This is a genomic window from Acinetobacter sp. YH01008 (genome assembly GCF_013420435.1).
Classification (GTDB): domain Bacteria; phylum Pseudomonadota; class Gammaproteobacteria; order Pseudomonadales; family Moraxellaceae; genus Acinetobacter; species Acinetobacter pseudolwoffii.
Map to the genome: position 1 here is coordinate 1 of NZ_VOYD01000067.1, position 3218 is coordinate 3218.

A 3218-nucleotide genomic window follows, 5' to 3' on the forward strand; every position below is an offset into this window, starting at 1 on the left:
GTTGCAGAGCCTCAGAATCGACGAAAAGCTCCTGCAGAACAGCATTCAACACCAAGTACAGCAAGCGATAGAGGGGCAGAGAGAGACAATAGAGAGTCAGTTGCAGAGCCTTTTGACGGAAAAATTGGGCAACCAGAGAGCAACACACATCCTATGGGGGATGATAGCTTTTGGACTGCTGATTCTTTTAATAATTTTATATCTAGGCTATCAAGCCAATACAAATTTAAAAACAATCAAAGCACAAGAGCAAATGATTCAACAGAATTCACAAGTGATTACAAACCAGATCAACTACTTGAAACAAATACGGAACTAGATCATGCAGACCGAAATCGACCAATTTTTGACAGAGCAAAACAGCTTATTGATGCAACAAAACAACTTGTTAGCCGAGCAAAACAAGGTTTTGAGTCAACAAATCGATTCATTAAAGACCATTTTGAGCGACTACAGCGAAGTCGAGCTGAGTCTAAAGAGCAAAATCAGCAATCTGAATACAGAGAAAGAAGCACAGCAAGCCTTAATTTTGACACTGAAAGCAGAGCTTTCAAAGCTAGAGCAGGGCAACTTTTCGGAGCAGTTACAGCAAGCATTTCAAGAAAACTTGAAGACCCAATTACAAACGCAATTAGCGAGAGCATTAAATCAACTGGATTTAAACAGCATTGTCAGCGACTTGGTGAAGATAGAATTAAGACCCATTCAAATGACAATTGGCACACAGCAGGCGGACATCGAGAAAGCACTCTCGAAAATCTTGCAATTGAAAGTACCCAACAACTTTTACGAAGATTTGGAGACGCAAAGCAAGCAGATCAATACGCTTGGGGAAACTGTAGAAAGATTAATAGCGTTAATCAACAACTTGAACGACTAGAAACCACAGTAGCGGAAATTCGACTCAAGCCAAAACCGGCTACGAATTTCAGTTACTTGCGAAGTGACGGTTATTACCCCGATTACGTTGGTTATCACAAAGAACTATGCGACAAGCAACAGGAGGCCTATAACAATAAAAACCCACTACAATTGATTGATTACATAAAGAAAAAATCTAAAAATTTAGAAACGTACATTAGCCGTGCACGTTCAAATATCCACGAATGGGAATACGATAAATTTGAGAAAATGATCAAAAATGACAATCAAATGCTGAAATATCTGAAATGTGAGAAGATTTTAGAGCCTCAAAACGACCATTTGAAACAGCAAAGAGAATCATATCAAGCGTGTTTAAAGAGTTTTGAGACTATTAAAAGTGATATTTACGAAATTAAAAATCCATTGCCTAGACAGAATACTTCTCAACAAACTTATGAACCTGAGCATAAACCAAAACCTAAAAATGATTTTGAATTAGATTTTTAATCTAATTCAGCAAAACAGTAATCAGAGGGGGAATGAGCGATTTATCTTTATGTCACTCACACTCCGTTCGCTTTGTTTTTTTCTTTTTGAACCTCACAGGTTTAAACCAAGCGAGTGTCTACGAGCGATTGAGCATCATAAAAATTTCAGCAACGCCTTTTCCCTGATTACAAACTCCCTTTTAATCTAAAACGGTAAGTACAGAGCATCCCGAATGGGTGCGAACTTTGGGGCTTTTGATCTTAAAAAAGCATGAGCATAGCGAATGCATTATCAATCTTTTTGCTCTTGGTTTTGCTTTTGAAACGACACGAGCGAAGCGAGTGCCATAGCCTTTGATTTTTCCTTTAATTCTCTTTTATTCTTTTAAAAAGCTTTTAAATACTTTTAGACACCCTTCCAGACCACATATAGCAAGGCTTTCAGACTTTAAAAAACTACAAATGGCATGAACTAAACTACAAATGGCATGATTTTGGCACATTAGAAACTACAAATGGCATGATTAGAAACTACAAATGGCATGAACTAAACTACACTATATTTAATGTAGTTTTATGTTAAAAACTACAAAAATCGTGTGCAAAAATAAATCAATATGATATAAAAAACTACTTCTTGCGGAATGTAGTTTCATGGATTATAAAAAAACATACCCTGTATCTTGGGTTGTTATGCAGAATACGATTCAAGAGTGCTTTAAAAGCATGAGTATTGATGAAAAACGCTTATTAATTCTTGCTAGTCCTATAGCTCGGATAATTGATGCAACTGAAAAAGATGCAATCACCATAACATCAGAGAGCTTTGCAAAAGAATGCGGTATAAAAACCAACTCAGCGTATTCGCAAATGGAAGAAGCGAGTAAAAACCTGTTAAGACGTTATTTTTCCTATGGTGATAATAAGAAAAAAACCTACTGTAACTGGGTCATTAGAGCAATATATGAGAATGGTTCAATATCCATATGCTTCCCAGAGGAAGTTCTTTTGATGCTCAAAGAGTTCGACAAATTAAATCCATACACTAAGTACAAGAAAGACATCGTACTCAGTCTGAAAAAAGACTACTCGTTCGACCTATATCATTTAGCAAAAAAATATCAAGCTATGGGACAATTTGAAATGTCCTTAGAGCATATAAAAACTGAGTTAGGTTTGCCAAAGTCCTACGACAAGCTATGTAATTTAAAAGACCGTGTAATTAAGCCTTCATTAGATGAAATTACAGCTAATACAGACATTGAACTCACTTATGAAAACGTTAAACAAGGACGGTCTGTGGTTGGTTTCAAGTTTATTGTGAAAGAGAAGCCTAAGCCAAAACTCATAGCACCCGAGAGAGAGACAAAGACAGTAGAGCTATTTTGTAATATGTCAGATCCCCAAATTAATAAATACAGCACTATTCTATCTAAACTTTCTGAACTTTCTGATCTAAGTAATTTTCCTGACTATCCTACTTTTGCGATTTGGATTAGTGGGATTTTACGAGATCCAAAAAGTGTAAGGGAAGAAACGGCTAAACGAATTTTGAAGGCTCTACATCAAAAAACGGATTTCAAACCATAAAATCAGATTATCCATATGAGCTAACAAATCCCGTGAAACATTGCTTAAATACTAAGCGTGGAACGTGAACAATCATTAAAAAAGCCCAATCGGAGAGGGTTGGGCTTTTTGCTATACGATAAAACTATGATTTATATGAAATAAAAAGAAGCATTTCGTATAAGGTGTATTATGTTAATTTTAGTAGAACTAATAAATCTATATATTTGAAAATGTCATTTTACTCAATTAAATACTCTTCAGATATTTCACACTGTTCAACAAAAAAATGATCAT

The 3218-nt window shown here is 35.6% G+C and carries 1 protein-coding gene and 1 pseudogene; both read left to right on the forward strand.

What is annotated here, in order from left to right; translation table 11 throughout:
* Positions 1-1371 (forward strand): annotated as a pseudogene (locus FTT75_RS15490) (mobilization protein); the annotation flags it as partial.
* 635 nt (positions 1372-2006) lie between these two features.
* Complete coding sequence (locus tag FTT75_RS15495) at positions 2007-2942, forward strand: replication initiation protein (RefSeq protein ID WP_159124544.1); 936 nt, start codon at positions 2007-2009, stop codon at positions 2940-2942.
* Positions 2943-3218: the final 276 nt, after the last annotated feature.